At 47.1% G+C, this 22,601-nt stretch carries 20 protein-coding genes; 13 read left to right on the top strand and 7 right to left on the bottom strand.

Going from position 1 to position 22,601, the window contains the following annotated elements:
• Positions 1 to 73: 73 nt before the first annotated feature.
• Positions 74 to 1,330 carry a tryptophan permease gene (mtr, locus tag L976_RS14845; RefSeq protein ID WP_037423680.1) on the bottom strand — a complete coding sequence of 419 codons (1,257 nt, stop codon included), beginning with the start codon at positions 1,328 to 1,330 and terminating at the stop codon, positions 74 to 76.
• Positions 1,330 to 3,753 (bottom strand): glycerol-3-phosphate 1-O-acyltransferase PlsB, encoded by a 2,424-nt coding sequence (gene plsB / locus L976_RS14840; RefSeq protein WP_037423683.1) that lies wholly within the window; start codon positions 3,751 to 3,753, stop codon positions 1,330 to 1,332. Before plsB ends, mtr begins: the two co-directional genes overlap by 1 nt.
• Before the next feature lie 285 nt (positions 3,754 to 4,038).
• Here plsB and lexA point away from each other — a divergent pair, with 285 nt between their 5' ends.
• The 6 genes from lexA to L976_RS14810 all read left to right on the top strand — a co-directional run bounded on the left by lexA (position 4,039) and on the right by L976_RS14810 (position 10,172).
• Positions 4,039 to 4,659 (top strand): transcriptional repressor LexA, encoded by a 621-nt coding sequence (gene lexA / locus L976_RS14835; protein ID WP_037423686.1) that lies wholly within the window; start codon positions 4,039 to 4,041, stop codon positions 4,657 to 4,659.
• Complete coding sequence (locus L976_RS14830) at positions 4,656 to 5,168, top strand: cell division inhibitor SulA (RefSeq protein WP_037426610.1); 513 nt, start codon at positions 4,656 to 4,658, stop codon at positions 5,166 to 5,168. The genes lexA and L976_RS14830 overlap by 4 nt, the downstream gene beginning before the upstream one ends.
• 405 nt (positions 5,169 to 5,573) lie before the next feature.
• Complete coding sequence (gene coxB, locus L976_RS14825) at positions 5,574 to 7,115, top strand: cytochrome c oxidase subunit II (RefSeq protein WP_047537899.1); 1,542 nt, start codon at positions 5,574 to 5,576, stop codon at positions 7,113 to 7,115.
• Positions 7,116 to 7,124: 9 nt separating this feature from the next.
• Positions 7,125 to 8,717 (top strand): cytochrome c oxidase subunit I, encoded by a 1,593-nt coding sequence (gene ctaD, locus L976_RS14820; protein ID WP_047537896.1) that lies wholly within the window; start codon positions 7,125 to 7,127, stop codon positions 8,715 to 8,717.
• 1 nt (position 8,718) lies between these two features.
• Positions 8,719 to 9,300, top strand: coding sequence for a cytochrome c oxidase assembly protein (locus L976_RS14815; RefSeq protein ID WP_047537893.1), 582 nt, complete (start codon positions 8,719 to 8,721; stop codon positions 9,298 to 9,300).
• The gene (locus tag L976_RS14810; RefSeq protein WP_047537890.1) at positions 9,297 to 10,172 is read left to right on the top strand and encodes a cytochrome c oxidase subunit 3; all 876 of its coding nucleotides are present in this window, start codon (positions 9,297 to 9,299) and stop codon (positions 10,170 to 10,172) included. Before L976_RS14815 ends, L976_RS14810 begins: the two co-directional genes overlap by 4 nt.
• Positions 10,173 to 10,200: 28 nt before the next feature.
• On the opposite strand, the gene L976_RS14805 is transcribed toward L976_RS14810, so the two are convergent.
• Complete coding sequence (locus L976_RS14805; protein WP_047537887.1) at positions 10,201 to 10,431, bottom strand: DUF2909 family protein; 231 nt, start codon at positions 10,429 to 10,431, stop codon at positions 10,201 to 10,203.
• Between L976_RS14805 and L976_RS14800 the strand changes: the two genes are divergently transcribed.
• The 5 genes from L976_RS14800 to L976_RS14780 all read left to right on the top strand — a co-directional run bounded on the left by L976_RS14800 (position 10,376) and on the right by L976_RS14780 (position 14,568).
• Positions 10,376 to 11,287, top strand: a complete 912-nt coding sequence (locus L976_RS14800; RefSeq protein WP_047537884.1) for an SURF1 family protein — start codon at positions 10,376 to 10,378, stop codon at positions 11,285 to 11,287. The genes L976_RS14805 and L976_RS14800 overlap by 56 nt on opposite strands.
• Positions 11,288 to 11,354: 67 nt before the next feature.
• Positions 11,355 to 11,900 carry a hypothetical protein gene (locus L976_RS14795; protein WP_047537881.1) on the top strand — a complete coding sequence of 182 codons (546 nt, stop codon included), beginning with the start codon at positions 11,355 to 11,357 and terminating at the stop codon, positions 11,898 to 11,900.
• Positions 11,900 to 12,973 (top strand): COX15/CtaA family protein, encoded by a 1,074-nt coding sequence (locus L976_RS14790; protein ID WP_047537878.1) that lies wholly within the window; start codon positions 11,900 to 11,902, stop codon positions 12,971 to 12,973. Before L976_RS14795 ends, L976_RS14790 begins: the two co-directional genes overlap by 1 nt.
• A gap of 2 nt (positions 12,974 to 12,975) precedes the next feature.
• Positions 12,976 to 13,878: a heme o synthase gene (gene cyoE, locus L976_RS14785; protein ID WP_037423713.1), complete on the top strand. Its 903-nt coding sequence runs from the start codon at positions 12,976 to 12,978 to the stop codon at positions 13,876 to 13,878.
• Positions 13,879 to 13,938: 60 nt separating this feature from the next.
• Complete coding sequence (locus tag L976_RS14780) at positions 13,939 to 14,568, top strand: SCO family protein (RefSeq protein ID WP_161808791.1); 630 nt, start codon at positions 13,939 to 13,941, stop codon at positions 14,566 to 14,568.
• 15 nt (positions 14,569 to 14,583) lie between these two features.
• Here the strand turns inward: L976_RS14780 and L976_RS14775 are convergent, their stop codons facing one another.
• The gene (locus L976_RS14775) at positions 14,584 to 15,630 is read right to left on the bottom strand and encodes a polysaccharide deacetylase family protein (protein ID WP_047540553.1); all 1,047 of its coding nucleotides are present in this window, start codon (positions 15,628 to 15,630) and stop codon (positions 14,584 to 14,586) included.
• A gap of 22 nt (positions 15,631 to 15,652) precedes the next feature.
• On the opposite strand from L976_RS14775, the gene L976_RS14770 reads away from it, so the two are divergent.
• Positions 15,653 to 17,020: an MATE family efflux transporter gene (locus L976_RS14770; RefSeq protein WP_047537872.1), complete on the top strand. Its 1,368-nt coding sequence runs from the start codon at positions 15,653 to 15,655 to the stop codon at positions 17,018 to 17,020.
• A 77-nt stretch (positions 17,021 to 17,097) separates the two neighbouring features.
• Positions 17,098 to 19,035, top strand: coding sequence for an alpha/beta hydrolase family protein (locus L976_RS14765; protein ID WP_047537869.1), 1,938 nt, complete (start codon positions 17,098 to 17,100; stop codon positions 19,033 to 19,035).
• A 67-nt stretch (positions 19,036 to 19,102) separates the two neighbouring features.
• Here the strand turns inward: L976_RS14765 and nfuA are convergent, their stop codons facing one another.
• From nfuA to L976_RS14750, 3 genes are all read right to left on the bottom strand, one after another.
• A complete protein-coding gene (nfuA, locus tag L976_RS14760; protein WP_037423725.1) occupies positions 19,103 to 19,681 on the bottom strand; it encodes a Fe-S biogenesis protein NfuA in 579 nt (192 codons plus the stop codon).
• Positions 19,682 to 19,932: 251 nt separating this feature from the next.
• Positions 19,933 to 21,681 carry a urocanate reductase gene (urdA, locus tag L976_RS14755; RefSeq protein WP_047537866.1) on the bottom strand — a complete coding sequence of 583 codons (1,749 nt, stop codon included), beginning with the start codon at positions 21,679 to 21,681 and terminating at the stop codon, positions 19,933 to 19,935.
• A 92-nt stretch (positions 21,682 to 21,773) separates the two neighbouring features.
• Positions 21,774 to 22,538, bottom strand: a complete 765-nt coding sequence (locus tag L976_RS14750; RefSeq protein WP_047537863.1) for a nucleoside-specific channel-forming Tsx family protein — start codon at positions 22,536 to 22,538, stop codon at positions 21,774 to 21,776.
• Between the last annotated feature and the right edge of the window lie 63 nt (positions 22,539 to 22,601).

Raw genomic sequence — 22,601 nt, 5'->3', positions numbered from 1 at the left:
CAGTTTTGGCGGTAAAAAGATGAATACAAAGAAAAAGCCCTCAATTTGAGGGCTTGATTTGCGAGCGAAATACTTAGGAGAACTGCGGTAATAAATTCGCCATCGCGAGTAGATGACAAGCACCCGTCACGACACCAAACAACACCACAAGGATAATTAACGGTGTGCCACCAAAGACCCTAAAACCTTGATGGTTAGGGAAGAGTTGTCTCGACTTGTAGGCCATCAGCGCTGGCACAATAACAGCCCACACGGTTGCCGCTAAGGCTGCAAATCCAATGGCAATTAAAAAGCCATCGGGAAACAGCAAACCAAATATGGTGGGCGGCACAAAGGTGACAATCGCCGTTTTCATCCGGCCAGAGCGCGTATCGTCGAATCCGAATAAATCGGCCAAATAATCGAATAAACCTAAAGTCACACCGAGGAAAGAAGACGCCACAGCTAAATTAGCAAACAGGGTTAACATGCTGTTTAACCAGCTGCTTTCCATTACCTTTGACAGGGCGCCGACTAACACGCCCATATTGCCACCCTGGGCAATAATCTCACTAAACTGGCTGCGGGGAATATTGCCCATAGTGGCGACTAACCAGCAGGCATAAATGATCAGCGCGATAAAAGTCCCGACAAAAATGGCTTTGAAAATGGTCGATGAATCTTTGCCATAATACTTCACCAAACTCGGCACATTTCCATGGTAACCAAAACTGGCTAGACCAAATGGCAAGGCCGCCCACAGATAAGGCATAAAGCTTTGCTTTCCATCCGGTTCGAGCAACTTAGTCACATCGATTTCGATCAGCAAATTACCAATCGCGAGGAAGAAAGTGATGATCATCCCGCCGAGCATAATGGTCGTAATACGATCCACCGCCTTGGTACTGATCAACACGATACAGGCGAGCACGACAGCAAATACTAATCCGGCGACACTTTGAGGCAGCTCAATCCCCATACCTTGGAGGCTATGGTTAACAATCGAGCCACCGCCACTGATGTAGGCGTAGGTTAAGATGTAGAGCACGAAGGCAATGGACACCCCATTCACGATGCGCCAAAACTGGCCTAAAGTTTCCTTGGTCAGGGTATCGAAACTCGCTCCCGGCTCGAAATGCAGGTTGGTTTCGAGCAGTAACAGTCCCGACATCAACATGCAAAACCAAATACCGAGTAACATCAGTACCGAGTAACCAAACCACATGCCAGCGCCCACGACAGGCAAAGAAAACATCCCCGCCCCGACTGTGGTACCGGCAATAATCATGGCACCACCAAGCAAAGACTTGCCCACCGGCTTATTCTTCGCCGCATTCATATGGTTAGCCATTAAGCGATATGCTCCGCGGTCACGCTGGCGACAATCGTCTGCCTTACAGAGGCTCTGAGTAAGCTATTAGCTTGATCGCGAATGCGCTCAACATCAGATTTATCTTCCTTACCAGAGAAATAACCCAACTCTTTTAGCTTAACACTCAAGGTGTTATAGAGTTTCTTATCGTAAAATTCTGGTGCGGTAATGCCATGCAGCGCCCCTAAACGTTGGGCAAGCAGATGGCTTTCAGACTCGAGATCCGAACGCTCCATCTTAGGTCTGTGGGCCAGCAGATTGAAGATAATGGCATAGCGTTGCAAGGTCTCACTAACGCTGCCAGCCAACAATAACATTTGGCTGGTGTGCTCGGTCACAACCGACAACATATCGCTTTCCTGCACTAGACCTTGCTCAATAAACAGCTCGAGCACTTGATTCACGTAGCTTGGGAGATCTTTGATCCCCATAAACAACTCCGCCTTCAATAACGGATAAAAGTCGTTCACTATCCCAAGGATTTGCGCTCTTGAAATCTGTTTATTATTGATTAAACAGCTGGCAATTAATGACGGAATAATAAATAAGTGAATGATATTATTGCGATAGTATGTCATTGACGTCGCTTGTTTTTCATCAATTGACACTATCTCACCCAAAGGATCGGCGTTGATGGAGAACTTGTTCAGCTCTAATCCTTGTTGTACTAAGTGCTTACCATCACCTTCGGCAACCGACGTAAACGACGTGTAAGGCACACGCTTAAGCAGGGTCAGGTATAAATCTAACTGACGCTCGAGCAAACAACGCTCTAAGGCATTTTGCTCCGACGCCAACAACACTAAACTGGTCAAGGTAATAGAGCTGGCGGCAGCGGCGTCGTTAATCCGCGTCATCACCCGATTTGCTAACACGTTCACCGCTGGGGTTAACCAAGTCGGTTTTTGCTCAGGATCATCAGCCACTTCACTGCGCCAGTTAGGTGCCGTTTCATTCAAGAAATTTTGCAATGTAATCGGCTCACCAAAGTTGACATAACCTTGGCCAAAATTACCTAATTTACGAATAGCACCAAAGACTTGCCATACAGATTCTTTCTGTTTTTTCTTACCGCTTAGCTCTTTGTGATAGGTCGCCACTTCCATCACGTGATCGTAGCCTAAATACACAGGCACTAAGGTGACTGGGCGTTCGATACCACGCAACACACTGTTGATCGTCATAGCGATCATGCCCGTTTTCGGCGCCAATAGACGACCGGTACGAGAACGGCCACCTTCAGAGAAATACTCAACCGAATATCCCTTAGCAAACAGCTGATCGAGGTATTCACGGAACACGGCCGTATAGAGTTTGTTGCCGTTAAAACTACGGCGAATAAAGAAAGCCCCGCCACGGCGGAACAGCGGCCCCGCAGGCCAGAAGTTTAGGTTGATACCCGCAGCAATATGCGGTGGCACCATACCTTGGTAATACAGAATGTAAGATAACAGCAGGTAATCCATATGGCTGCGATGGCAGGGCACATACACAATCTCATGACCATCGTGGTGTAACTGCCGAATATGCTCAGCACCTTTGATGTTAATACCGCTGTAGAGCTTGTTCCATAACCACGTTAAAAAGCGCTCAGCAATACGTACGAGACTATCGGAATAATTTGCTGCAATTTCATCAAGATATTCAATTGCCGTTTCACGCGCTTGGGTTTCAGAAATCTTCTTGCTCGCGGCTTCTTCCTGAATCGCCTTACGTAAGGATTCAGATTTCAGCAAGGAATGGAATAACGCCTGACGATTAGGCAACACAGGCCCCGTCATCACCTTACGTTGGCGACGGAAATGCACTCTCGCTACTCGAGCCAATTTATGGGCAATGCCCATATCGGTACCATGTTCGTCGGCCATGTAACGCAGCGATACCGCATTAGAAAATTGCACAAAGTTATGACGACCTAAGAATAAGATCATCAAACACTTGCGTAACCAAGTAGGGTTCTCGCGCTCAAGCACTGCCGCCTTCATGGTGTCGTCTTCTTTACCCGGAGTACGACCCCAATACAGACTCACAGGCACCAGCTGGATATCTAACTCTGGCTTTTCCTTATGGACGGCCAACAAACGCATAAAACATTCGAGGAATGGCTCATTACTGGCGCGTTCACCAAATAAAGGCTTACGACCTTCAAGGCATACCACCCGTGGCGCCACAACGCCATTCACCACCAGCGGCTCGTAAGGGCTTGGCAAACCAAGTTTCGTGGTGATCTCGCTTAACGCAGCAATATCACTCAGGGATTCTGTTTTCATTACATAAGCAAGCGGTCTGGAGGCATCCAGATTCAGATCGGCAAAGGGATCCTGTGGCACAACAATAGTGTGCACTAAGTGCTTTTGGATCCAACGTAATGATTTCAACCAAAGAGAGTCTTGTTTAGGCATTATTCTTATGCAATGTAAGTACGTTCATTAGCCCCATAGAATACCAGATTCTAGAGAATATACCCAAACAACCTAAAGATGCAGGATTCAGCGGCTGATTTTAATGACTTAGTAACGCACTTTAGGCGACACCATTTATTGATACCGTGCAAATGGCATTCACCCCATAGATGACGATTACGGTTATTTGCAGATCTAGCTGACCAAGTTAAAAGTGGTTAATACTTGCACTACCAATAATACTGTATATACTAACAGTAACTGTATAGAAAAACAGGAAAGACCATGAGACCGTTGACGCCACGCCAAGCCGAAATTTTAGAGCTGATTAAACGTAATATTGCCGAGACTGGCATGCCACCCACTCGGGCCGAAATTGCCACCCGTTTGGGTTTTAAAAGTGCAAATGCCGCAGAAGAACACCTTAAGGCATTGGCGAAAAAAGGCTGCATCGAGATCATGCCTGGTACTTCCCGCGGGATCCGTCTCCCTGTAGAGGAAGAAGATAACCGCGAAACAGGCTTGCCACTGATTGGCCAAGTGGCAGCGGGTGAACCTATTCTCGCCCAAGAGCATGTCGAACAGTATTACCAAGTCGACCCCAGCATGTTCCACCCTGCTGCCGATTTCCTGCTGCGCGTAAAAGGCGACAGTATGAAGAATATCGGCATCCTTGAGGGTGACCTGCTTGCCGTTCATAAAGTACAACAAGCGCGCAATGGACAAGTTGTTGTTGCTCGCGTTGATGATGATGTAACCGTAAAACGCTTTGAAAAAAAAGGTAATTTAGTCTACCTACATGCCGAGAATGAAGACTATTCACCGATTAAAGTCGATTTGAGTTTCCAAAGTCTAACAATTGAAGGGCTCGCCGTAGGGGTGATCCGCAATGGAGATTGGCTATGAACAAACTATTAGGTAATGCCCCGCGTCACCCCGGTTTATGGCTCGATACGGTTCGAGATACAGAGACCGACTGGCAGCATACATCAATAGTCACTATGCCAACTCAGAGCCAAGGGCGCCAAGAGCTGACACAGCTGAGCAAACAACTTGCCCAACTGAGCCAACAGGGAAGATGGATAGTGCTCATCAACCCACCTAGTATTGGCTACAAGCAGCTATTAGCAAACGCAGGTGTGCGTATGGATCGCGTACTATTGGTTCACGCAAAAGATGAGGTCGAAACCCTTTGGGCGATGGAAAAAGCCTTAACCAGTGGCACATCTAGCGCAGTGATTACTTGGATTAACGCCCTAGATACTCGCGATAATCGTCGCCTACAAATTGTAGCAAAGAGCGCACGTGCAATGGGTATCGTGCTTGAAGGTTCAACGAATGACCAACCTTCTAGCACCAATCTCACACAATCGGCTAAATTTACTCAACCCGCATTTTTCAGCTCTGTTCATTAAAAATTTTTCACACCGTATTTAGCCTTGAAAGCCGCCTCACCTGTGAATGTGAGGCTTTTTTTTGGCAATTTTTCAGACAATTAGAAAAAGAAGTGATCTTGATCAATTTTTAAACAGCAAGTATGTTTGATTTAGGCGCACATGATATATCGCCTGTTTAGGCAGAAATATCGCGTTATTTTCGAATATCGCTCGCCCACAAAAATTGAGAATAATGGGTTTATTCAGCAGTATGTGCCAGTGTGGCTAATACCAGCAGTAACAATACTTGATCAAAAGTAAGCCGCCAACGCACGTTGAAGTCAGAAACACTTTTTTGGGAACTGAAGAGTTTGCATAGAGTTGAGACTTACTGTGTTGCTCTTCTTTGTAGTTGCTATTTGCAATTAGCAGAGGAGAAGTCTTGTGAAGCAATGGTTGTATTGTTTACTCGTGGTGCTATTCGCCCCACCGTTGGCCGCAGCAGACATGCGGTTCAATATGACGCCTGGCGTAACAGAAATCAGTGGCAAGGTATACCACCTGCACATGACGATTCTGTATATCTGCTGCGCGATAGGCTTAGTGGTTTTTGGCGTTATGATTTATGCCATGATCAACCACAGAAAATCCAAGGGCGCGGTCGCGTCACACTTCCATGAGAGTACAAAAGTTGAGATCGCTTGGACGATAATTCCCTTTATCATTCTGATCTTAATGGCGATTCCGGCAACTAAAACTCTGATTGCCATGGAAGACCCCAGCAATGCCGATCTCACGGTAAAAGTCACAGGATCGCAATGGAAGTGGCATTACAGCTATTTCGATCAAGATATTGAGTTTTACAGTATTCTCGCCACACCAAGACCTCAAATCGAAGGTAGTGAGGCCAAGGGAGAGCACTACTTACTCGAGGTCGATAAGCCCCTTGTCCTGCCTGTAAATAGAAAAATCCGCTTTCTGATGACTTCTGAAGATGTTATCCATTCATGGTGGGTACCAGATTTTGCAGTGAAAAAAGATGCTAACCCAGGGTTTATCAACGAGGCGTGGACCCGTATCGATAAACCCGGCATTTACCGTGGTCAATGTGCCGAACTTTGCGGCAAAGATCATGGATTTATGCCGATAGTGGTTCAGGCACTGCCCGAAGCCGAGTTCGATGCTTGGGTTGCAGAACAAAAACAAGCTGCCAATGCCGCAGCGCAAGCCGCACAAGCCGCCTTATCACAAACACTGAGTAAAGAAGAGCTGATGACTCAAGGTGAGCAAGTTTACCTTGGTCACTGCGCAGCCTGCCATCAACCTAATGGCGAAGGTCTCAAAGGCGTATTCCCACATCTCAAAGGCAGCCCCATCGCTACTGGGCCACTGAGCGGTCATCTTGAAATCGTGCTCAATGGTAAAACGGGTACGGCCATGCAAGCCTTCAGTAAACAATTAACGCCCCAAGAAATTGCCGCAGTGATTACCTATGAGCGTAATGCGTGGGGCAATAACACTGGGGATGCGGTGCAAGCCAAAGACGTTGATGCCCATAAATCCGGTGGCACCAATAGCGAACCAGTAACAACGACTCCGCCCCCCTCAACCACCGATGCGCCCAAAGCGGCGACAGAGCCCATCGCCAGTGTCGACCCCGCGAGTCTTCCCACGCTTAGCCATGATGAACTGATGGCCGAAGGAGAAAAGACCTATGCCACAGTTTGCGCCGCCTGCCACCAGCTAACGGGTGCAGGTATGCCTCCCGCCTTCCCCGCCCTTGCTGGTAGCGTTATTGCAACAGGCCCAGTCGCCAATCACATCGATATAGTGATGCACGGTAAACCGGGCACGGCGATGCAGGCATTTGGCAACCAACTCACACCACAACAACTTGCTGCCATCATTACCTATGAGCGCAATGCGTGGGGCAACAATACCGGCGATACAGTGCAACCCGCTGATATTGCACGCCATGGACAGTAGGGGATTAAGATGAGCACACTGACTCAAGATCAAATTGCCGCCCATGATGAACACCATCACGGTGCATCTAAAGGCATCATGCGCTGGTTACTCACCACTAACCACAAGGACATTGGCACCCTGTACCTATGGTTTAGTTTCATAATGTTTTTAACCGGTGGTGCGATGGCCATGGTGATCCGCGCCGAACTCTTTCAGCCCGGATTACAACTCGTTGAGCCTAACTTCTTCAACCAAATGACCACAGTGCATGGGCTAATCATGGTATTCGGCGCAGTGATGCCAGCCTTTACCGGACTAGCTAACTGGCTGATCCCGATGATGATTGGTGCGCCTGATATGGCGCTTCCACGTATGAACAACTGGAGTTTTTGGATCCTGCCCTTCGCCTTTGCAATATTGTTGAGTTCATTGTTTATGGAAGGCGGCGGCCCTAACTTTGGTTGGACCTTCTACGCACCACTCTCGACCACTTATAGCCCCGACAGCACAGCATTATTTGTATTCTCGATCCATATCATGGGGATAAGTTCGATCATGGGTGCCATCAACGTGATCGTAACCATAGTCAACCTGCGCGCTCCCGGCATGACGTGGATGAAGTTACCACTGTTCGTATGGACCTGGCTGATTACCGCCTTCTTGCTGATCGCCGTTATGCCCGTACTCGCTGGTGCCGTCACTATGGTGTTAACCGATAAGTTTTTCGGTACTAGCTTCTTCGAGGCGGCAGGCGGCGGCGATCCTGTGATGTTCCAGCATATCTTCTGGTTCTTCGGTCACCCCGAAGTCTACATCATGATTTTGCCTTCCTTCGGCATTATCTCTGCCATAGTTCCTGCTTTCAGCCGTAAACCATTATTCGGCTATGCATCCATGGTGTATGCCACGGCGAGTATTGCGATTTTGTCCTTCCTCGTGTGGGCGCACCATATGTTCACCACCGGTATGCCTGTGTTTGCCGAGCTGTTTTTTATGTACTGCACTATGCTGATTGCCGTGCCGACAGGGGTAAAAGTGTTTAACTGGGTAGCGACCATGTGGCGCGGCTCACTGAGTTTTGAAACCCCAATGCTGTTCGCGGTGGCCTTTATTATTCTGTTCACTATTGGCGGCTTCTCTGGCCTGATGCTCGCCATCACGCCAGCCGACTTCCAATACCACGATACTTACTTTGTGGTGGCTCACTTCCACTACGTGTTGGTCACGGGTGCGATTTTCTCCATCATGGCAGCGGCCTATTACTGGCTACCAAAATGGACCGGGTATATGTACAGCGAAAAGCTCGGCCAGTGGCATTTTTGGTGTTCGGTGATTTCGGTCAATGTGTTATTTTTCCCGATGCATTTCTTAGGTCTTGCGGGTATGCCAAGGCGAATTCCCGATTACTCGATTCAATTTGCCGATGTAAATCAAATCGTGTCGATTGGGGGTTTTGCCTTTGGCCTATCACAGCTGATCTTCCTCGTGCTGGTAATTAAGTGCATTCGGGGCGGTGAAAAGGCGCCCGCCAAACCTTGGGAAGGCAGCGAAGGCTTAGAGTGGACCCTACCAAGCCCAGCGCCCTATCACTCTTTCACCACGCCACCCGAGGTGAAATAACATGCAAGGCCAACCCCATCAGCAAAACATCAAGTCCAACCGTGAGCTCATTAGCCTGTTGGTGCTGGGCTGCCTTGCGATGTTTGGCTTTGGGTTCGCCTTAGTGCCGCTCTACGATGTGCTGTGCGAAAAACTGGGTATTAATGGCAAAACCTCTAATACTGCCAGCAGTTATCAGGCGATCACTGTGGATAAGAACCGGGTGGTAACGGTGGAGTTTATCTCGCAGGTGCAGACGGGCATGCCGTGGAAATTTGAGCCACAAACGAAACGGCTCGAAGTGCATCCAGGAGAACTCATTCACACGGCATTTTTGGCGCAAAATGTCTCGAATAGAGCAATTGTGGGCCAGGCGATTCCTTCAATTTCGCCCGGCCAAGGCGCAGCTTATTTCAATAAAACCGAATGTTTTTGTTTTAACCAACAACACTTAGCCGCCGCGAGTCGCGCCGAGCTGCCGTTGATCTTCTTCGTGGATCCTCAATTACCCGAGTCAATCCACACTTTAACCCTCTCTTATACCCTCTACGACATTACCGACAAGCAGTTAGCGTCTGCCATAGAGCAAGGAGCTGCAAAATGACCACTAAACATGAGACTTACTACGTCCCCGCCCAGAGTGCTTGGCCGATTGTTGGTGCTATCGGCTTGTTTTTAATTGCCTTTGGGGCAGGACATTTTGTTCATCAACTCAAATCTGGCGCTTCCGGTGGCGGCTATATTCTACTAGCAGGCATAGCCGTCATCCTGTTTATGCTGATAGGCTGGTTTAGAACCGTTATTCAGGAATCGATGACGGGCCTTTACTCCCATCAAATGGACAGATCGTTTCGCCAAGGCATGAGCTGGTTTATCTTCTCCGAGGTGATGTTCTTTGCCGCCTTCTTCGGCGCCTTATTTTACGCCCGCATGGTCGCAGTACCTTGGCTCGGCGGCGCGTCCAACAATGCCATGACCCACGAAGTCCTGTGGCCACACTTCGAGGCCGTTTGGCCACTCGTCACCACACCAGATGGCACCAAAACCGAAGCCATGCCATGGAATGGACTACCGCTGGTCAACACCATTGTGCTGCTAACCTCCTCTGTCACGCTGCATTTTGCCCATACCAGCTTAGAAAAGGGTAAGCGTTCGGCCATCACCCTCTGGTTGGGACTCACGATTTTGCTCGGAATTAGCTTCCTTGCTTTGCAGGCAGAGGAATACAGCCATGCCTACCATGAGATGGGGCTAACGCTCACCTCGGGCGTGTATGGCAACACCTTTTTCCTGCTGACGGGTTTCCACGGCATGCATGTCACCTTGGGCACTATCTTTCTATTAGTCTTGTTTTTCAGAGTGTTAAAAGGCCACTTTAGTGCGGATAAACATTTTGCCTTCCAAGCAGGCAGTTGGTACTGGCACTTTGTCGATGTGGTTTGGCTCTGCCTGTTCGTCTTTGTTTATGTGCTTTAAATATTCGTTGAAACAATAAGTTGAAAACTTAAGGCGTGGGATTGAGACCAAGCAGTCCAGTCCCTAAAGCCACCAGCAAGAGCAGGATAACCAGTACAGAAAACATCACCCTACGGCCCAAATAGCGGCTCATTGGCACCGGGTGTTCAGCGGTTTGGTCGTCACCTTTAACCATAATAATTAAGGCTCTGCCTAGGTTAAAAATGATAAACAGCAACAGCAGTACTAAAACACACTTAAAAATGAGCGGGATGTTCATACGCTATCCTTATGTTTTGCTCGCCAAATTGATTTGGTTACCAAGATTTATTTGGTTGCATAGGGGAGTGTCGTTACTACTGATATTGACTGTGGTGGTATTCGTGGTTTTGGTCAAGCTGGGTTTGTGGCAAATGGATAGGGCAGTTGAAAAAACCGAACTGTTAGCACAAATGGAGGCCAGACAATCCGCTGCCACACTCAATCCTGAACAGCTCATCGCTGAATTGGCTAAAGGCAGCGTCACGGGCTACCGCTTAGAAGTTCAAGCAAAACCCGCGAATCCACAAATCTGGTTGCTCGACAATCAGGTCTATCAAGGGCAAGTGGGCTATCTCGCCTTTCAATTACTGCAAATAACGTCAGCAAATCAGGCAAGTAATGCCGAGCAGCCTTGGTTGTTACTCGAACTAGGCTTTATCGCCGCGAAATCCCACCGAGATGCCTTGCCCGAAGTCAGCCCCATAGTCGGTGAACTGGCTCTTACAGGCCGCCTCTATCAAAAACAGATTAATCCCTTGAGCCATCATTTATTGGCAGAACCCTTCACCACGGAACAAGGCGAACGGATTCGGTTTCAAAATCTCAATCTACCCGAGATGGCACAAATGTTAGGACATCCCATCCTACCCGCGGTGTTACAACCCGATGTCTTACCCCAATTACAACCAGCGCAGACCTTGCCTCACCCTTGGCAGCCTTTCCCCCTCTCTGCCGAAAAACATTGGGGTTATGCGTTGCAATGGTTTGCCATGGCAACAGTGTTTGCGGGGCTGATGGGTTGGCAAGCAATGAAATACCTCAAAAAATCACGACAACGACATCAAGCCGATAAGGAAGCGACTAAGACCGAGTGACAGATATCAGCAAGATGTTAATAAAAAACAATAAAACAAAGCATTAGGGACAATAAGAGGAGCAAATATGGACTCCCAACAAACAGCCAAATACCGCGCATTGGGGTTATTACTACTGGCCTTTATCGCGCCTGTGGTCATCGCTAAGTTAGTGCTGAGCATGCATTGGTATCAAGGCGGCTCCACCAACTACGGTGAGCTCATCAGCCCAGAAACCAGCTATACCAGTCTTGGCCTTAACAATCCTCAGCCTAAGGAATGGCAACTGCTGTATTTATTGCCCGCAAAGTGCGATGAAGCTTGCCGCGAACGCTTGTATATCCTGCGTCAGAGTCATACCGCCTTAGGGCCAGATCAGGCTCGCGTCGAACCGCTTATTCTTGTGAATCCAGACAGTGACTTAAACGCATTAACCAGCTTTAACTTCAACACTCAGCCCGCCAGCCAAAGCCTCAGTCAATGGCTTGACCAACAACAGCTGATTATTGTCGATCCACTCGGCGCACTCGTGCTGCGTTACCCCCAAGTGCAAGGCAAGGCGGCACATTTAGCTCAGGGTAAGGCCTTGGTCGCGGATCTCCGTAAGTTATTGAAACTATCGAGGGTAGACTAATGCAACTGACTTGGCTCCTCCGCGTCACCATAGTCTTTACCCTGTTAGTAATTTTAATGGGGGCTTACACTCGGCTCTCGGACGCAGGACTTGGCTGCCCAGATTGGCCAGGGTGCTACGGCCATATCAAAGTGCCCACCCACGACCATGAGATCTCCCATGCCCAAACCCTATTTCCCGACCACGATATCCATCCCGAAAAAGCTTGGCTCGAGATGATCCACAGGTATATTGCGGGCGCCTTGGGCATCCTCGTCTTACTGGTTTTTATTCTCTGCCTAAAAACATCCGAAGCTCCCAAAAAACTACCTTTGGCCATAGTGTTACTCATCATATTTCAGGCAGCGTTGGGGATGTGGACTGTGACGATGAAACTAATGCCGATTGTCGTGATGTCCCATTTAATTGGCGGCTTTAGTTTACTCTCGCTCTTGCTATTGCTGTATCTGCGAACACGACCCAAGCGAATTTTCGAAACCGCTGATATTCACAGTCAGCGTGTTGCGGATGCAGGATTTAATGGCTCCCATGGTTCGCGGATTGGCACGAGCCTTAAATTCATTGGCCAGAGTAAACACTTGCCGAAACTGGCGCTGTTGAGTCTGCTGGTGCTTATCGGCCAAATCATGCTCGGCGCTTGGACCTCCTCCAACTATGCGGCCCTCGCCTGCACAGCTTTACCGATTTGTGAAGGTAATTGGATGGACAACCTCGCTATTGCCGATGCGTTTTCCCCTTTCCAAGGGCAACACCCAAGCTTTGAATTTGGCGTATTGGATTACCATGCCCGCATGACCATTCATATCGCCCACCGCGTTGGCGCCATTATTACCGCCAGCCTATTGTTGTTGCTCGCCTATCAATTATTTTTCAGCACTCAGCTCAAGGCTCTAAGCCTATTGTTGGTCGCCTTAGTGATACTGCAGGTCAGTTTAGGGATTTCAAACGTGGTGATGCATTTACCACTGGGGATTGCCGTTTCCCACAATGGCGGCGCGGCATTATTGCTACTCGCCCTAGTCGCAATTAACTATTTTCTTTGGCATAAGCCATCTTCAACATCGAGGGTTTAACCATGGCAAAACCGCTCTCAATCAGTAGTCACCCTAGTGTTAATGTGGCTTGGCGTGCCTATTTCGAGATGACCAAACCTAAGGTGGTGGCTTTAATGCTACTCACCGTCTTAGTCGGCATGTGCTTGGCAATGCCAACGATATTACCCGTACAACCTTTGGTCGCAGGACTTTTAGGTATCGCCATGATGGCGGGGTCAGCCGCAGCCTTAAACCACCTGATAGATAGGCGAATCGACGGCATGATGGCACGCACTTACAATCGCCCACTCCCCAAAGGACGGGTCTCGGCGACGAGGGCACTGCTGTTCGCAGCACTCTTAGGCAGTTTAGGTTTTGTGATCCTCTATGTTTTCACTAACCCGCTCACCGCTTGGCTCACCTTTGCCAGCTTGATTGGTTATGCCTTGGTTTATACCACCTATTTAAAACGGGCCACCCCGCAAAATATTGTGATTGGCGGTTTAGCGGGCGCGATGCCACCCTTGTTGGGCTGGACGGCAGTGACAAATCAATTCCATGGTCATGCACTATTGCTCGTCATCATCATATTCCTGTGGACGCCGCCGCATTTTTGGGCGCTGGCGATTCACAGACGCGCAGAATATGCCAAAGTAGATATTCCCATGCTGCCCGTGACCCATGGGGTAGAATTTACTAAGACCTGTATCTTGCTCTATACGATTTTGCTGGCGATAGCTTGTCTATTGCCCGTATTAGTCGGGATGAGTGGACCGCTCTACTTTGTGTGCTCAAGCTTGCTCAGCACTGGATTTATCTATAAGGCGTGGCAATTAAAGTATCAGGATCGTGAAGGACTGGCGATGCAAGTGTTTCGCTTCTCGATTTATCATTTAATGTTGTTATTTATGGCATTACTGCTCGACCACTATCTTTGGGCGTAATGTGCAACGCTCGATGGGCATAGGACGGGCATGGCCTGAGGACAAAATATGCAACAAAGAATCTCCAACAAGATCTTAGTGATAGCGATTCTATTAATAGGATTGGGCGGACTATTTGCAGTGAAGTTCAATCCACCTAAGCCCGTTGAGTTAGAGAGTGGTTTTTTGTTTCCAGAGGCCTTCGAGCTAGCGCCCTTTGAGCTTATCGATCAACAGCAACAACCCTTTACCAATGCGAATTTGAAAGACCAATGGAGCCTATTTTTTATTGGTTTTACTTACTGCCCCGATATCTGCCCAACTACCTTAAACAAACTCGCCGCCGCCTATCCTGAGCTGAAAAAAATTGCGCCCATTCAAATCGTGTTTTTATCCGTGGATCCGAAGCGGGACACCCCAGATAAACTCCTCACTTACGTGAATTTCTTTAATCCTGAGTTTAAGGCGGTGACGGGTGAGCAAACCCAAATATTCCCCCTCACCCGCAGCCTAGGACTCACCTATGCTATGGTAGGTGAAGGAGAAAATTATCAGGTCGATCATAGTGCGGGCTATGTGCTGGTTTCCCCTCAAGGCACGCGGGTAGCGGTGTTTAAACCCGCAGTCACCTTAGGTAAAGCACCTCAGATTCTAAACGAGGCCTTAATCAGCGACTTCGATAAAATCGTCAACAGCTATAAACCTAAATAGCCATCGCAGATGAGACTATTCTTTGACCCAAGAACCGTCGTCTTTCGGTCTCACCCAAGGCTGAGAAAACCAGTAAAAACCATTGCGCGTCTTACTTGGTGCCGTACAGTTGTAGCGCGAGCGGCCAGCTGGCAAGGCTAAATCGGCTTGAATGCTAAACTCGTTTTCACTTAACCAAGTAGGTGTTTTAGCGCCTTGCCCTTGGATATAACACATCACTTGCTTGGCCGAAATATCGCTCATATCGAGCTTCACCTTAAGCTCGGGGCGCCAATTTCCGCCCTTAAGCTCAGGATCGCTAGGTGTTTGCTCAAGCACTGGCATATTGAGACTGTATAACTTGGCTTTTAGGCTCTTTAAATCCGCATATTGCCCCGCCACAGGGAAGCGCGGCAATGCCGTGAGTGGCGAATAAGGGCCTGCCGCACCAGACTGCTGGCCAAAGGCAACGAAGCCATTTTCGGTCAACATATCTTGAATCGCCTGATTGTATTCGCCATAGGGATAGGCCAGCATTTTAAAATTCTGCCCAGTCGCCTCGCGAATCGCATTTTCGGTGTCCTGAATATTGGCCTTAATTCGCGCCAACCATTGGCTTTGAGATTCATTGTCCAGCCTGCGGATCAAATGCTCATGGGCCCAGCTGTGGTTAGCAATATCGGCCCCTTCCTTGGAGAGCGTGATGAGCTGCTCCCAAGTCATCATCTCGGTAAACTTTTGTTTAATAGGCTCAATTGCCACAAATAAGGTGTAGGGAAAACCAAATTCCTTTAGGATGGGATGCGCTGTGGTCGCAATGCTGTGATAACCATCATCGAAAGTAATCGCCACCGTTTTGACGGGTAAATCTTGTTTGTTTTTTATCGCTTCGACCACCTGCGATAACGGAATCACCTTAAAGCCATCATTAGCCAAGAACTGCATTTGCTCACGAAATTGTGCAGGCGTGACGCTCGTCGCCGCCGGCGTGGTTTCTGACACATGGTGATACTGTAAAATGACCACGGCATTGGCCGAAAAAGTCATCAACCCGAAGAGTGCCAATAACGCACGTTTAACCATAATGTGAATACCTCCAATATCAATGACTACTGCAAAATCTACCGCACTCGCGCTGCTGTTTAATGGCACCAAAAATCGCCAACTGTTCGCGCTTGCACTGCCGATGATCCTCTCCAATATCACGGTTCCGTTATTGGGATTAGTGGATACCGCTGTGATAGGGCATTTGAGTGACGCCTATTATTTAGGGGGCGTCGCACTCGGGTCAACGATTATCACATTAATCATTTGGTTATTAGGCTTTTTACGAATGGCTACCACAGGCTTAGTCGCACAGGCCTATGGCGCAAACGATACCGCGAGCCAATTAAAATTGCTGGTTCAAGGCGCGATGCTGGCGACTGGACTGGGTATCGCGGTGATCCTATTGCAGCTCCCGATATTGAATTTAGCGCTCGGCCTCTCCGAGGCGAGTATGGAAGTGGAGCGTTATTGCCGAGAATATTTTCAAGTCCGCGTTTGGTCGACGCCATTCGCCCTACTCAATTTAGTTATGCTCGGCTGGCTCCTTGGCCGGCAACAACCCAAGGCGGCGATGTGGCAGCTTATCCTCGCCAACTTAGCCAATATTATCCTCGATGTACTGTTTGTAATGGGATTCGGCTGGGGTGTAAAAGGCGCAGCACTCGCTTCAGTATGTGCCGATATCACCGCCTTTAGCGTTGCACTCTACATGGTATTACAACAGCTTGAGCTGTCATCTCAATTTAAATTTGACCAATTGCGTGTCCATCTGACGTTTGCCGGTTACGGCAAACTGCTCAAACTCAATAGCGATATTTTTATCCGCAGTCTATGCCTGCAAGCTGCCTTCGCCTTTATGACCTTTCACGGTGCAGGTCTTGGGGACAATACCGTCGCAGCCAATGCAGTGTTATTAAATTTACTGCTATTAATCTCCTACGCCCTCGATGGCATCGCCTATTATGCCGAGGCGGAAGTGGGCAAAGCCTATGGTCAAAAACGCGCGCAGCAATTGCATGAAGCCGTGGTGCTGGCCTGGTGTTGGTCTGCCATCACAGCAGTTGGGTTTACACTGATCTTTAGCCTTTGGGGAAGCCATATTATCGAACTGTTGACCAGTATTGATAAGGTCAGAACCACAGCACAGACTTATCTGATTTGGTTGGTATTGCTACCGCTTTGGTCTTTTAGCTCTTACCTATTCGATGGAGTTTATATCGGTGCGGCGCAGGGTAAAGTGATGCGTAATAGCATGATTATCGCGACATTTGGCGCCTTCTTTCCGACATGGTATTTACTACAATCGCTATTGCCTTCTGAGCAGGCTAACCATGCTCTGTGGGCGGCCATGACAGCCTTTATGTTAACGCGTAGCCTGACCCTTGCAGCACATTATCGCTTTAGTAAGACATTTATTGTTAGTTAACTCAGTAAAGACAGTAGCTTACTTAGGTTTGACCGATTAATATACGCACAACTTTTGTAATATAAATGTGATATAAAATGAAAAGGATTTTACCTCTACTGCTCCTGTGGCTAAGCCTGCCACTGCTTGCCCAAACGGTACCACAACTTCCCGTCGAGGCTTTTGCTAGTATTCCCGATGTCAGCTCTGTGCAATTGTCACCCGATGGTAAAAAAATTGCCTCCATTGTTCGTGTCGAACAACCTAAACTCAAGGGAACCGTTGTCAGCATTCTCGATTTAGAAACGGGTGAAAAAGACGTTGCAGTTCATACTGATAACCAAAAATTTGTAATGCTGTCGTTAAGGTGGGCAAACAATACTACATTGTTAATAAAAGCTCAGTTTCCAGCAAATCGTTATGGAACACCAACAACCGAAACCCGCCTAGTTAAGTACGATTTAACCACTCGAAAGACTTCGAGTGTACTTGCTCCTAGTGTTATCGATCGACTCAGTTGGATCCCCCAACATCAAGGGCAAATTATTGATATGATGCCAGATGACTCGGAACATATTCTGCTATCCCTTGATGGCATGGGCCAAAATGTAGGGGAAGACAGCGTACTCAAAGTCAATCTGTCACAGGGAAAGTCCTCCTACATTCAAAATGCTAAGCGTAATATCATCGGCTGGGTTACCGACAGGCAGCACAAGGTCCGAATTTCCATCTATAACGATGATACTGAATACCGCATCTACGAACAGCCCGAACAAAAAGCAGAGTCTCGCTTGCTTTGGAGCTTTAAAGCTTTCTCTGAAGAGAGTGTCTGGCCACTGGGGTTTGATGCCGACCCGAATATTCTGTACGTACGCGCCTATCACCAAGGATTTGAAGCTATCTTTAAGGTGAATTTAACCGATCCTAAGCTCACCAAGGAGCTGGTGTACGCCAACGAAAATACCGATGTCGAAGGCGATCTCATCTATTCAGAATTAAAGAAAAAAGTTATTGGGATCAGTGAGGGTGATGGCGAAGAGTATACTTTTTGGGATCCTGAATATGCGGGCCTACAAAATGGGCTGAAAGCGGTATTACCCAATGCTCACAACTACATCACCCAATTTAGCGCCAATGAACGCCGCTATATCGTCTACTCCACCAGCTCGACTCAGCCCGGCACCTATTACTTTGGCGATAGGGATGAGAAGGCGCTGTTTCCGATTGCTGAGAGATATAGCAAGCTCAGCAGCGAGCAACTCGCCGACACGCAATACTTAAGCTACGAAGCGCGGGATAAACTCAAAATCGATGCTTACCTGACAGTGCCAAAGGGCCTCGAAGCCAAGCAACTGCCAACCATTATCTTCCCCCACGGCGGCCCCATTAGTTACGACAGTAATGACTTCGATTATTGGGCACAGTTTTTTGCCAACCGTGGCTACGCAGTATTCAGAATGAACTTTCGGGGTTCAGCAGGCTATGGCTATGAGTTTATGAAAGCCGGCCTAAAAAGCTGGGGGCTCGAAATGCAAAACGATGTGGAAGATGGCACGCGTTACCTAATCAATCAAGGGATTAGCGATCCGCAACGTATCTGTATTGTCGGCGCGAGTTATGGTGGTTATGCAGCACTCATGGGCGCAGCAATGACACCCGAACTGTATCGCTGCGCAGTCAGTGTTGCTGGGGTGACAGACGTAGCTTACCTAGTAAAATCCAGTCGCCGTTTTACCAATTATGAAGTCGTCAAAGAACAAATTGGCGATGACTTTAACGTCCTCTATGAACGCTCGCCCATCAGCAAAGCCGATAAGATCACCATCCCAGTATTACTACTGCATGGCGATAAGGACCGAGTGGTCAAGGTACAACACAGCCGCGAAATGTTTGACGAGCTAAAATCTCGTAAGAAAAACGTCGAATATATTGAGCTTGAAAATGGTGACCATTATTTGAGTAACAATGACCACAGATTAACCACCTTTAAGGCGCTGGATAAGTTTTTAGCAGATAACCTAAAAACTCAGTTGTAGCATCAAAGCCAAATATAAAAAACGCGACTCAAGGTCGCGTTTTTTATATTTAGCTCAACTCAAAAGCTTAAGCGTAAGAATGCTCACCGTGTTGGTGATCGGTTACGTCACGCACACCCGTTAATTCACCTGGGAACATATCTAACAGTTGTTTTTCGATACCATCCTTTAAGGTGATATCCACTTGCGAACAACCATTACAACCGCCGCCGAACTGCAATACTGCAACGCCTTCTTTGGTGATCTCCACCAACATAATGTTGCCGCCATGGCTTGCTAATTGTGGGTTGATTTCTGATTGGATCACGTATTCGATACGCTCCACTAAAGGCGCATCACCCGCAACTTTACGCATTTTCGCGTTTGGCGCTTTAAGGGTTAATTGCGAACCTAATTGATCGGTCACAAAGTCAATTGAGGCTTCTTCTAAGAAAGGTGCACTCTTTTCGTCTACCATAGCGCTAAAGCCATTGAATGCTAATTCAATATCATCGCTCTCAACGGCATCAGGTGGACAGTAAGACACGCCACACTCAGCTTGTGCGGTACCTGGGCTTATCACAAATACACGAATATGAGTGCCTTCAGGTTGATCTGCTAACAACTTTACAAAATGGGCTTGAGCCGCATCGGAAATCGTAATCATGGAAACCAGCTCCGTCAGGGGATACCTGAGTGTTTTAGTAAGAATTAGCCGTATGATACTCCTAGTCACTCGCGCTTTGTAGTCCCCTTGGGCGCAAGTTTATGGATTTTTGCCATAGTGATCACGATTCAAGCCTTATTTAGCAATTTATAAATAACACTTAAACATCAGCATTATGCATGAGTAAACAAGCATTAATAAAAAGAAAAGCGACTCAATTGAGTCGCTAAAAAGATCCTATAAAAGACAAATTATTTTGCAGCTTCTTGTCCCGCGATACGGCCAAAAACAATGATATCTGTATAAGCATTACCACCGAGACGATTGGTTCCGTGGGTTAAACCCGTCACTTCACCCGCAGCAAACAAGCCCGGGATCACCTTTCCTTGTTCATCCAGTACACGAGTACGTGTATCAACCACAAGGCCGCCCATCGTATGGTGCACAGAAGGTGTCGCTTTTAAAATCCAATAAGGTCCTTTACTTAAATCGACTAATCCTGAGCGATGATTAAAGGCCTCATCCTTTCCTGTTGCGGCATAGTGATTAACGTCTTTAATCGTTGATAACAGCTTATCTTCAGGAATATTAAAGACTTTAGCGGCTTCTTCTAGGGTATCGACCTTGTACATTAGCCCGTCTTTGGTGAATTCCTTCAGTTCACCTTGATGCATTTCAACTGTATGGGCAACGTTTTCAATATCTTGATTCCAAAGCACATAAGTATAGCGGCCAGGCTGGGCTAGAATGGCCTGTGAAATCACATCTCGGCGCTCCAATTCCTCAACAAAACGCTCACCCTTCTGGTTGATTAGCACCGCACCAAAAAAACGAGAGTCTGCAATCAAGGCAATCGCGCCCGAGGTTGGGCTACAAATAGGATATGACTGGATATATCCCATGTTTTTAGCCGCTGCGTGAATTTTCTCAGCCATTACAATGCCATCACCAGTGCCGCCCGCATGGCCTGTACTACCATAGCGCTCGTCGAGTTCTGGATTGTATTTCTTACGCATCTCCATATTAGAGGAGAAGCCACCCGTCGCAATCACAACACCGCGTTTAGCATGGTAAGTGATGGTTTTGCCATTATGTGTCGCTTCTACACCCACAATGCGACCCGTTTGATCTTGGATTAACTTTTCAGCCTTAGTATTGGTATGGATCGGTAAACTGACTTCATCAGCTTTAATCGAAAACTTACTAATGACCTCAGCCCCAGTGTGACCTTTAGGGATTAATGCCCGTTTAACGCTGTGTCCACCAAACTGAAATAATTGATCTGCGTAGAATTCTACTTTGACGTAGTCCCTTAGCCATTCTGCTGCACCGACGGCATTATCGACCATGGTTTTAACCATTTCTGGATCACCTTTGAAATCGCCACCTTTTAGCGTGTCGCTGATAAACAGCTCTTTGCTATCGGTAATCCCCATATTTTTTTGCACCCAACTACCGGCCACATTCATCTCAGCACCAGAGATCAATGAGTTACCGCCAATAATTGGCATTTTTTCAATAATAACAGCGGAGCGACCCGCAGCTTTCGCCTCTAAACCCGCGCTAAAACCTGCTCCACCCGAGCCAATAATCACCACATCATAGGTATATTCTGCAGGAGTTAACGCCTCACTTTTCTTAGCAGAAGCCGTTGCAACAAGAGTAACTCCCGCGGCTTCAATACTTTTCCCCACGGCTTCTTTAAGCGCTTTAGACGTTACGGTGGCGCCAGCAATACCGTCAACCTCGATAGAGTTATTATCAATAATTGCCTGTTTAACATCTTTAAATACGGCGCCAGCAAGGACTTTATTTTCCTTTTGCTTGAGTACATCAATCGCAACAATATGTCCGTCTTTAAATGTGGTTTCGACCTGCACTTCGCCATGCTTACCTTGAGCGGTTCCCTGGCTTTTTACTATTTGATGGGTCACTTGACAGCCAGCAATAATTACTGTTGCAGTGACAGCAATACCAATAATGGATTTTTTATATTGCATTACAATTCCCTTATTATTTTTGATGAAAAATAGAACAACACCAAATTAAATGAGATTCTACTTATTAAAAATTCAATCTATTTGACAAACCGTTAAAACTGATAACCAACAGACACACCGTATTCAATTCCATCATTATATTGTGATCCCCAGCTATCATAATGAGTGACATATATTTTTGAAAAAATTGAATCAGTGAGGCTTGTTTGTAACGTTGTGATTATCTGATGGCCATAGCTGTCATATGAAAATAATGCTTGATGCGCTTTATCTCTATCAATTTGCGCCTCATAATTAAAACTTAAGCTATGTTTAAACCCTAGTAATTCAAACGGATACTTTGCATTTAAAACTACTGCATAACCTGACAGGTCGTTAAACTTCTCAGAGGTAGGGGAAAAGCTACCTATGGTATAATTTAAACCGACCCCATAGTTGAGTGATAGATTTTGAATTTTCGCATTATGGGTAACACCTAAATAAAGATTATCTTCAACTAGCGTTTCACTCGCAGAGATAAAGTTCTGAGTCCAAAAGTTGAACTGCGATTCTCCGAGCTTATTTTCAAGTATCAATAATGACTTAATGGTAGTTTTGCCATCAAGATGCTTCTGATTTTCCGCGATTTCAGCAGGATTTTCGAGCTTAAGATTAGCAAAGTAAGTCCCCCAATCAGCAATTCCCAAATGATTCAACTTTACAAAAGGCTGATTAAAAACACCTGGGTTATCATGTTTTGCGTCACTGGTATAAAACTTATAACCTAAATCCACGCTAGTTTTATTCACATCAGCACATACTGAACCACTAAATACTATTGTACTAACTAAAATAGATGCCACACTTTTTTTACACATAGAACCCTCTCAACCATGTATTCTAGGAAGTATTTTTAAATACCTGCCAACCAGTAAACCTTA

It is taken from the genome of Shewanella sp. ZOR0012, from assembly GCF_000798835.1.
In the GTDB taxonomy this organism is placed as follows: domain Bacteria; phylum Pseudomonadota; class Gammaproteobacteria; order Enterobacterales; family Shewanellaceae; genus Shewanella; species Shewanella xiamenensis.
The sequence above is the reverse complement of the archived record's forward strand: the minus strand, read 5'-3'. Positions and strand labels throughout refer to the sequence as shown.

What these genes read in the sequence shown, in the direction of transcription:
- L976_RS14790 (WP_047537878.1), top strand. Translation starts at nt 11,900, where the DNA reads ATGCAACTGACTTGGCTCCTCCGCGTCACCATAGTCTTTACCCTGTTA.
- L976_RS14800 (WP_047537884.1), top strand. Translation starts at nt 10,376, where the DNA reads ATGATAAACAGCAACAGCAGTACTAAAACACACTTAAAAATGAGCGGG.
- L976_RS14795 (WP_047537881.1), top strand. Translation starts at nt 11,355, where the DNA reads ATGGACTCCCAACAAACAGCCAAATACCGCGCATTGGGGTTATTACTA.
- L976_RS14810 (WP_047537890.1), top strand. Translation starts at nt 9,297, where the DNA reads ATGACCACTAAACATGAGACTTACTACGTCCCCGCCCAGAGTGCTTGG.
- L976_RS14770 (WP_047537872.1), top strand. Translation starts at nt 15,653, where the DNA reads ATGACTACTGCAAAATCTACCGCACTCGCGCTGCTGTTTAATGGCACC.
- L976_RS14805 (WP_047537887.1), bottom strand. Translation starts at nt 10,431, where the DNA reads ATGAACATCCCGCTCATTTTTAAGTGTGTTTTAGTACTGCTGTTGCTG.
- ctaD (WP_047537896.1), top strand. Translation starts at nt 7,125, where the DNA reads ATGAGCACACTGACTCAAGATCAAATTGCCGCCCATGATGAACACCAT.
- lexA (WP_037423686.1), top strand. Translation starts at nt 4,039, where the DNA reads ATGAGACCGTTGACGCCACGCCAAGCCGAAATTTTAGAGCTGATTAAA.
- L976_RS14775 (WP_047540553.1), bottom strand. Translation starts at nt 15,630, where the DNA reads ATGGTTAAACGTGCGTTATTGGCACTCTTCGGGTTGATGACTTTTTCG.
- L976_RS14830 (WP_037426610.1), top strand. Translation starts at nt 4,656, where the DNA reads ATGAACAAACTATTAGGTAATGCCCCGCGTCACCCCGGTTTATGGCTC.
- L976_RS14765 (WP_047537869.1), top strand. Translation starts at nt 17,098, where the DNA reads ATGAAAAGGATTTTACCTCTACTGCTCCTGTGGCTAAGCCTGCCACTG.
- L976_RS14750 (WP_047537863.1), bottom strand. Translation starts at nt 22,538, where the DNA reads ATGTGTAAAAAAAGTGTGGCATCTATTTTAGTTAGTACAATAGTATTT.
- cyoE (WP_037423713.1), top strand. Translation starts at nt 12,976, where the DNA reads ATGGCAAAACCGCTCTCAATCAGTAGTCACCCTAGTGTTAATGTGGCT.
- urdA (WP_047537866.1), bottom strand. Translation starts at nt 21,681, where the DNA reads ATGCAATATAAAAAATCCATTATTGGTATTGCTGTCACTGCAACAGTA.
- plsB (WP_037423683.1), bottom strand. Translation starts at nt 3,753, where the DNA reads ATGCCTAAACAAGACTCTCTTTGGTTGAAATCATTACGTTGGATCCAA.
- mtr (WP_037423680.1), bottom strand. Translation starts at nt 1,330, where the DNA reads ATGGCTAACCATATGAATGCGGCGAAGAATAAGCCGGTGGGCAAGTCT.
- nfuA (WP_037423725.1), bottom strand. Translation starts at nt 19,681, where the DNA reads ATGATTACGATTTCCGATGCGGCTCAAGCCCATTTTGTAAAGTTGTTA.
- L976_RS14815 (WP_047537893.1), top strand. Translation starts at nt 8,719, where the DNA reads ATGCAAGGCCAACCCCATCAGCAAAACATCAAGTCCAACCGTGAGCTC.